This is a genomic window from Phocaeicola sp. RTP21198st1_B8_RTP21198_201120 (assembly GCF_040929485.1).
Classification (GTDB): Bacteria; Bacteroidota; Bacteroidia; order Bacteroidales; family Bacteroidaceae; genus Phocaeicola; species Phocaeicola dorei.
Genome location: NZ_JBCOCI010000006.1, coordinates 119,284 through 126,864, shown reverse-complemented (window position 1 = coordinate 126,864; position 7,581 = coordinate 119,284). Strand labels below are relative to the sequence as shown.

6 protein-coding genes and 2 tRNA genes are annotated in these 7,581 nt (G+C 41.4%); 5 read left to right on the top strand and 3 right to left on the bottom strand.

All coding sequences use genetic code 11. The annotated features are described in order from the left end of the window. Window positions 1–114: 114 nt before the first annotated feature. The 5 genes from AB5935_RS05330 to AB5935_RS05310 all read left to right on the top strand — a co-directional run bounded on the left by AB5935_RS05330 (window position 115) and on the right by AB5935_RS05310 (window position 4,618). A tRNA-Ser gene (locus tag AB5935_RS05330) sits at window positions 115–201 on the top strand. Window positions 202–461: 260 nt separating this feature from the next. Beyond that, window positions 462–534: transfer RNA gene (locus tag AB5935_RS05325), tRNA-Glu, on the top strand. Between the two features lie 207 nt (window positions 535–741). Then, window positions 742–2,970 carry a formate C-acetyltransferase gene (gene pflB, locus AB5935_RS05320; RefSeq protein ID WP_007838384.1) on the top strand — a complete coding sequence of 743 codons (2,229 nt, stop codon included), beginning with the start codon at window positions 742–744 and terminating at the stop codon, window positions 2,968–2,970. A 68-nt stretch (window positions 2,971–3,038) separates the two neighbouring features. Next, complete coding sequence (gene pflA, locus AB5935_RS05315) at window positions 3,039–3,767, top strand: pyruvate formate-lyase-activating protein (protein WP_007843960.1); 729 nt, start codon at window positions 3,039–3,041, stop codon at window positions 3,765–3,767. Between the two features lie 101 nt (window positions 3,768–3,868). Beyond that, complete coding sequence (locus AB5935_RS05310) at window positions 3,869–4,618, top strand: hypothetical protein (protein ID WP_007843958.1); 750 nt, start codon at window positions 3,869–3,871, stop codon at window positions 4,616–4,618. A gap of 78 nt (window positions 4,619–4,696) precedes the next feature. On the opposite strand, the gene AB5935_RS05305 is transcribed toward AB5935_RS05310, so the two are convergent. Genes AB5935_RS05305 through AB5935_RS05295 form a run of 3 tightly spaced genes read right to left on the bottom strand, consistent with a single transcriptional unit; the run spans window position 4,697 to window position 7,391 of the window. Beyond that, window positions 4,697–5,284 carry a lactate utilization protein C gene (locus AB5935_RS05305; RefSeq protein ID WP_007838379.1) on the bottom strand — a complete coding sequence of 196 codons (588 nt, stop codon included), beginning with the start codon at window positions 5,282–5,284 and terminating at the stop codon, window positions 4,697–4,699. Window positions 5,285–5,286: 2 nt separating this feature from the next. Beyond that, window positions 5,287–6,654, bottom strand: coding sequence for a lactate utilization protein B (locus AB5935_RS05300; RefSeq protein WP_007838377.1), 1,368 nt, complete (start codon window positions 6,652–6,654; stop codon window positions 5,287–5,289). Continuing rightward, window positions 6,651–7,391 (bottom strand): (Fe-S)-binding protein, encoded by a 741-nt coding sequence (locus AB5935_RS05295; protein WP_007838375.1) that lies wholly within the window; start codon window positions 7,389–7,391, stop codon window positions 6,651–6,653. Before AB5935_RS05295 ends, AB5935_RS05300 begins: the two co-directional genes overlap by 4 nt. Window positions 7,392–7,581: the final 190 nt, after the last annotated feature.

Sequence of the window (7,581 nt, the reverse complement as noted above, 5' to 3'; positions counted from 1 at the left end):
CCTTATTATTTCCATCAAAAAATATATCTAAAAAAAAAGAGCAAAAGGTTTGCATATTTCAATTTATCCCCTTATCTTTGCACCGCGTTTGAGAGATAACGCTTCTGATAAGAAGGAAGTTTGGGTGAGTGGCTGAAACCACCAGTTTGCTAAACTGACGTACGGGTAACCGTACCGGGGGTTCGAATCCCCCAGCTTCCGCGAATAAGTCGTAAATTAATTTTACGACTTATTTTTTATATTCATTTTTCAACAGTTTGCTGTCAAGGCTTTCGGGAGGAAGAGTAAAGGTGCTTTTTAGACTTTCAATTTTACTACATAAAACATATGATACTTCTTCATAGAAATTAAATTCCGATTTATAATAGTAATAGCATAAAAAAAATCATTTTTTATTTTGCAGATTAAAAACAAACTTCTAACTTTGCACCGTCTTAGAAAAAGAATTAAGACTAACTGATGGCGGTATCGTCTAGTGGCCTAGGACGCAGCCCTCTCACGGCTGAAACTCGGGTTCGATTCCCGGTTCCGCTACTTTTAGAAGCTAATTGGTTTATTGTCACCAATTAGCTTTATTTTTTATGGAATTGTTATAAAGAGTCCTTATTGTTTTTTCATTTATTGACCACTTTATACTTAAAAATGCACAAGTATTCGCATTATACCTACTAATAGTGATGCATAGCTCACAAAAAAGGAGTACCTTTGCAGCCCTAAATCTCTTAATAATGGAATAACAGTATGGAAATGAACAAAGTTTTTAAGGATGGATTGTGGAGTAAGGAAATTAATGTTTCAGACTTCGTACATACCAACATTACCCCTTATGAGGGCGATGCCTCATTTCTGGCAGGCCCCACAGAGCGAACTAAAAAAGTGTGGAACGAATGCCTCAAGGCACTAGAAGAAGAACGTGCCAATAACGGAGTTCGTTCCCTTGATAATGTAACAGTATCTACCATCACCTCACATAAAGCAGGATACATTGACCGTGAAAACGAACTGATTGTAGGTCTTCAAACGGATGAACTTTTGCGCCGTGCCATCAAACCTTATGGTGGTATCAAAGTCGTAGAAAAAGCCTGCCATGAAAACGGTGTGGAAGTAGATGAAAAAGTAAAGGATATCTTTACTCATTATCGCAAAACCCATAATGATGGCGTATTTGATGCTTACACCGAAGAAATCCGCTCTTTCCGTTCACTCGGTTTCCTGACCGGTCTGCCCGATAATTATGCACGCGGGCGTATCATCGGTGACTACCGCCGTTTGGCACTGTATGGTATCGACCGACTGATTGAAGCAAAACAAGAAGATTTGCACAATATCACCAGTCCGATGACCGATGCCCGTATCCGCCTGCGCGAAGAAGTAGCCGAACAAATCAAAGCACTGAAAGAAATAAAGATATTGGGTGAATATTACGGACTCGACTTGGGTCGTCCCGCTACTAATGCACAAGAAGCTGTTCAGTGGGTTTATATGGCATATCTTGCTGCCGTGAAAGAACAAGATGGAGCAGCTATGTCATTGGGCAACGTTTCTTCATTCCTGGATATCTATATTCAATATGATTTGGATCATGGTAAAATTGACGAGTCATTTGCGCAGGAACTGGTAGACCAGTTCATTATCAAGTTGCGTATGGTCCGTCATCTGCGTATGCAATCATACAACGATATCTTTGCAGGTGATCCCACCTGGGTAACCGAGTCTATCGGCGGACGCTTCAACGACGGACGTACCAAGGTTACAAAAACTTCCTTCCGTTTCTTGCAGACACTATACAATCTGGGTCCGTCACCCGAACCTAATATGACTGTACTGTGGAGTCCGGAATTGCCGGAAGGTTTCAAAGAATTCTGTGCACAAGTTTCTATCGACACTTCTTCTATACAATACGAAAACGACACGCTGATGCGCGAAGTGCGTAACTGTGATGATTATGGTATCGCCTGCTGCGTTTCTTATCAGGCTATCGGCAAACAAATCCAGTTCTTCGGAGCACGTTGCAATCTGGCTAAAGCCCTATTGCTGGCTATCAATGGCGGACGTTGTGAGAATACAGGAACTGTAATGGTGAAAGATATTCCTGTATTGACAGGGGACTTGCTGAACTTTGAAGAAGTATGGTCTAATTATAAGAAAGTATTAATGCAAATTGCACGTGTGTATAATGATGCGATGAATATCATTCACTATATGCACGATAAATATTATTATGAAAAGGCTCAAATGGCATTCATTGATACCGATCCACGTATCAATCTGGCATATGGCGTAGCCGGTCTGTCCATTGCCATTGACTCATTGTCTGCCATCAAATACGGCAAAGTACGTGCCAAACGTAATGATATAGGTTTGACCGAAGGCTTTGATATTGAAAATGCATATCCTTGCTTCGGTAATGATGATGACCGCGTAGACCACTTAGGGGTAGATTTGGTTTATTTCTTCAGTGAAGAATTAAAGAAACATCCGGTATACAAAAATGCCCGCCCTACCCTGTCACTGCTGACTATCACCTCCAATGTAATGTACGGCAAGAAAACAGGTGCCACTCCTGATGGTCGTGCCAAAGGAGTGGCTTTCGCTCCGGGTGCCAACCCGATGCACGGACGTGACAAGAACGGTGCCATCGCCTCATTGAGTTCTGTAGCCAAACTACGCTATCGTGATGCCCAGGACGGCATCAGTAACACGTTCTCTATCGTACCAAAATCACTAGGGGTAGACCAGGAAACCCGTATAGAGAACCTGGTAACCATGATGGACGGTTATTTCACCAAAGGAGCACATCATCTGAATGTAAATGTGCTGAACCGTGAAATGTTGGAAGATGCAATGGAACATCCTGAAAAATACCCGCAACTAACCATCCGCGTATCAGGTTATGCCGTAAACTTCATCAAATTGAGCCGTGAACATCAGCTGGAAGTAATCAGCCGTTCTTTCCACGAAAGAATGTAACATCACATATACATTCATCGTAGGGGCGGGTTTTAAACCTGCCCTTACCAGTTTAAAGACAAACCATTATGATCAGAGTCCATTCTTACGAGTCAATGGGGACGTTTGACGGTCCCGGTTTACGCTTAGTCGTATTTTTACAAGGATGCAATTTCCGATGCCTCTATTGTGCCAACCCCGACACAATTGACACCAAAGGTGAAAGTACGGAAACAACAATAGACGAAATTGTGCGTATGGCCGTCAGCCAAAAAGCTTTTTTCGGTAAAAAAGGAGGTGTGACTTTCAGCGGCGGCGAGCCTACATTGCAAGCAAAAGCACTGATTCCGTTATTCCAGCGATTAAAAGAACAAAGCATCCACATCTGTATAGATACCAACGGCAGTATATGGAATGAAGAAGTAAAGGAACTGCTACAATGGACAGACCTCGTATTATTAGACATCAAGGAATTTAATAATGTGCGCCATCGGCAACTGACAGAACGCAGCAACGAACAAACCATACGTACCGCCGGATGGCTTGAAAAAAACGGAAAGCCTTTTTGGTTGCGCTATGTATTAGTTCCAGGCTATAGTTCCTTTGAGGAAGATATACGGGCATTAGGAGAGCACTTCAAGAATTATCAAATGATTCAAAGAGTAGAAATACTACCTTATCATACATTAGGCGTACACAAATATGAAGCCATGGGAAAAGAATACAAACTAAACGGAATAAAAGAAAATACTCTAAAACAATTGGAAACAGCCAAAACGTTATTTGGTGAATATTTCAATACCGTATATTTAAATTAAAAATATACTGAAGACAAGATGTTGCTATAAATCAATGGAAATATTTCATCATTTCAATAAAATTATCTAATTTCGCATCTAAAACATAAATTATTATAAATATGAAAAGACTACTATTACTCTGCCTAACTTACATTATGTGTGTAGGCAACCATCAGATGGCTGCTCAAGACTCTTCTGAAAGTCCTGGTATTTTTAATTCATTAGCTGTAGGCGTCAGTGCAAGTACCACAGGTATAGGTATTGATGTAGCTAGTCCTATAGGAAGTTACTTGGCTGTACGTGCAGGAGTTTCTTTTATGCCGAACTTTACTTATTCTACAGATGTGGATGTAGATATTGAAGGTTCTTATGAAGGAAATATACCTACCAGCATAGATGTAGAAGGAGGAATGGGACGTACTGCCGGTGAAATATTGCTGAATGTATATCCTTTCAAATCATCTAGTTTTTTTGTATGCGGTGGTGCTTATTTCGGAGGAGGAAAACTCATCAAGATTAAAGGGCACAGCGATGAGTTGGCAGAACTGATTAAAGAAGGACAAGAAGTAGGTATTGAAATCGGAAACTATCGTATACCTGTAGATCAGAACGGAAATATATCTGGTGGTTTGAAGGTTTCTTCATTCCGTCCTTATCTTGGACTAGGTTTCGGAAGAGCGATTCCTAAGAAACGAATTGGCTTCATGTTCGAAATGGGTGTGCAATTCCATAACACTCCCAAAGTATATACCAATAACGGAGATTTGTCTGATTTAACAGCAGAAGCTGATAATGATTTCACTGATATCATAGACAAACTTACTGTCTATCCGGTACTTAAGTTCCGTTTGTGTGGCAAAATATTCTAATAATATTCTATAAAATAAAAGGAGATGAGCCCTATAATTTTCGCCTCATCTCCTTTTTATATATAAGAAACAATACACTTATATCAGCACCACCATCACATCACGTGCCCCATGAGCACCCATTACCAAAGCCTGCTCAATATCAGCCGTCTTTGACGGACCGGAAATAAAGGTTCCGAAGCCATATTCGCCTGTATCAATCAGTTTATATGCTTCATGCATATTGTTCACAATCTTATTCTTGTTTAGAAGAATAACCAATTTTTCGGCAATAAAATAAATGGCACGCTGCTTTACATCCTGTTCTATCCATACCGCACCATTCTCCGCAACCCCAATCTTTCCATCTATAACGGCCAAATCCGTCCCATTCAGTTCTGCAGGGTCTTCCACATCATCGGGATTAAATGTCGCACATGTAATAGTCTTCAGATTAGAAGCGATGCGTTTGGCTCCAGGATAAGCCTTTTTAATGAAATCATTCACGTCCTCCTCTTTCTCCAAAAGAATGGCTTCCCCTCCTACCTGCTTCATGATGAGATAAAACTGTTCCACCTTACTGGGATAAGTTAATGCCATATCTTCCAATGGCTTTAAATCCGGTTTCTCATATTTTACATGTGTAGCACGCCGGATGCTCTGCAATATATCTTCTCTGCTGCTCATAATTACTTCACTTTACCTTTCTTCCACATTTCATTGAAACTCTCCTTAGCAAATTTCGGCATCTCACGCCCTTTTCCCCAGTCATTCAATCCGTTATAGATAAGAAAACGTGGCATTCCGTTTACCAATGGCGCCCATTTTAATGCCATATTGAATATCAAAGGGCGATTCATCATGAATTCCATGCCACCGGACATTACCCTTTTCATCCGGTCTGCCTTACCCAATTTATCCAAATCCTGACGCCACAGATAGATCTGCTCCGCCAAATCCACCTTAGCCGGACACACAAACGAACAGGAATAACACAAAGAACAAGCCGACACATTGTCATAATAATGCAACGGCGCCTTCAACATTCCCAGGTTAATCCCGATAGGGCCGGGAATAAAATAAGTATAAGAGTACCCCCCACTACGTCTATATACAGGACATGTATTCATACAGGCTCCACAACGGATACAATTCAAAGTTTTGATATGCTTTTGGTCGGCCAATATCTTACTACGTCCGTTATCTACAATAATAATGTGAAGCTCCCCACCCTCTCTAGGCTTTCGGTAATGAGAAGTATATGTAGTAATGGGTTGTCCTGTAGCCGAACGGGCCAACAAGCGGGTGAACACTCCTAAAGATTCACGGTCCGGCACAATTTTTTCCATACCAAAAGCTGCAATCTGTAATTTAGGCTGGGAAGTACCCATATCCGCATTTCCTTCATTGGTACATACCACAATCTCACCAGTAGAAGCTACAGCAAAGTTAGCACCTGTCATAGCCGCCTCAGCATGAATAAATTTCTGACGGAGATTCTTCCGGGCTGCATGTGTAAGGTAAGTAGGGTCAAAATTTCCTTTCTCCGTACCCATCTCTCGCTCGAAAAGCTCACCTACCTGTTCACGTTTGATATGAATAGCGGGTAATACAATATGGCTTGGCTTCAGATGCATCAATTGCAAGATACGCTCTCCCAAGTCACTTTCTACCACTTCAATTCCTTTGTTTTCCAAAAAAGGGTTGAGTTCGCATTCCTCGGCCAACATGGATTTGCTTTTTATAAAATGCTTCACTCCGTGCTGGTTCAGAATATTGTAGACAATATTACAATACTCATCCGCGTCCTTTGCCCAATAGACATGGGCTCCATTAGCACGCGCATTGTTTTCAAACTCCACCAATAATTCATCCAAATGGCTGTTACTATATAGTTTAGTAGCACATGCCATATTACGCAATTCCTCCCATTCGGGAACTTCTTTACTCAGTCTGTCACGCTTTGCCCTAACCAGCCAAAGTGTTTCGTCATGCCATGCGGCCTGTTTCTTGTTTTTCAGAAACTCCGCAGCCGCTTTTGAATGTTTCGTACTCATAATCCTGCCGCTAAGATTTCAACAATGTGCAATGTCTTGATAGGAAGTTTGTCACGGGCAATGATGCCATTCTGATGCATCAGGCACGAACTGTCGGCCCCCACAATGTATTCAGCACCGGTAGCGATATGACGCATCACCTTGTCATGCCCCATCTGCACGGAAACCGCATCTTCCTCTACGGCAAACATACCGCCGAAACCGCAACATTCGTCTTTACGTTCCGGTTCCACAACTTCCACTCCTTCTACCAAAGAGAGCAAATCACGCAGTTTGCTGAAATAAGGAATATTAAGTTCGCTGGCAGAAGAAAGTTTCATCAATCTCACTCCATGACAACTGTTTTGCAGACTCACTTTATGTGGAAACTTGGCTTTCAACGAAGAAGGTCTGACGATATCATGAATAAACTCACAGATATCATATATCTTACCTTCGCTGGCGCACCGATGTTTGTCTTCTTTCAACAAACGACTGTAGTTATCACGCACAAAAACGACGCAACTGGCCGAAGGACCTACTATATAATCGTAATTCTTAAACTGTTCGTCAAAATGGCGGGCTAAATCTACCGCTTTATTCTCGAAACCTGCATTCGCCATCGGTTGACCGCAACAAGTCTGGTTGAGAGGATAATCCACGTCCACTCCCAGACTTTTCAGCAGCTTGTACGAGGCTATCCCCACCTGCGGATATACCGCATTGATATAACAAGGAATAAATAAACCTACTTTCATTGTCATTAGTTAATATGTGTCCTATACTAAATAACAAAGTTAGAGGATATTTGTTAAGAAAACAACGAGATTTCTAACGAATAATGAAGCGGAATAGGTAAAAAAACATAATATTGTGGGTAAAAGCCTTACTAATAAAAAAGCACTCCCCGCGAATCACTTCGCAGGGAGTGCTTTTAACTAATAACTA

Bases quoted from the DNA above. Each gene is read 5' to 3' on its own strand.
- AB5935_RS05295 (WP_007838375.1), bottom strand. From the start codon at position 7,391: ATGAAAGTAGGTTTATTTATTCCTTGTTATATCAATGCGGTATATCCG.
- pflA (WP_007843960.1), top strand. From the start codon at position 3,039: ATGATCAGAGTCCATTCTTACGAGTCAATGGGGACGTTTGACGGTCCC.
- AB5935_RS05305 (WP_007838379.1), bottom strand. From the start codon at position 5,284: ATGAGCAGCAGAGAAGATATATTGCAGAGCATCCGGCGTGCTACACAT.
- AB5935_RS05310 (WP_007843958.1), top strand. From the start codon at position 3,869: ATGAAAAGACTACTATTACTCTGCCTAACTTACATTATGTGTGTAGGC.
- pflB (WP_007838384.1), top strand. From the start codon at position 742: ATGGAAATGAACAAAGTTTTTAAGGATGGATTGTGGAGTAAGGAAATT.
- AB5935_RS05300 (WP_007838377.1), bottom strand. From the start codon at position 6,654: ATGAGTACGAAACATTCAAAAGCGGCTGCGGAGTTTCTGAAAAACAAG.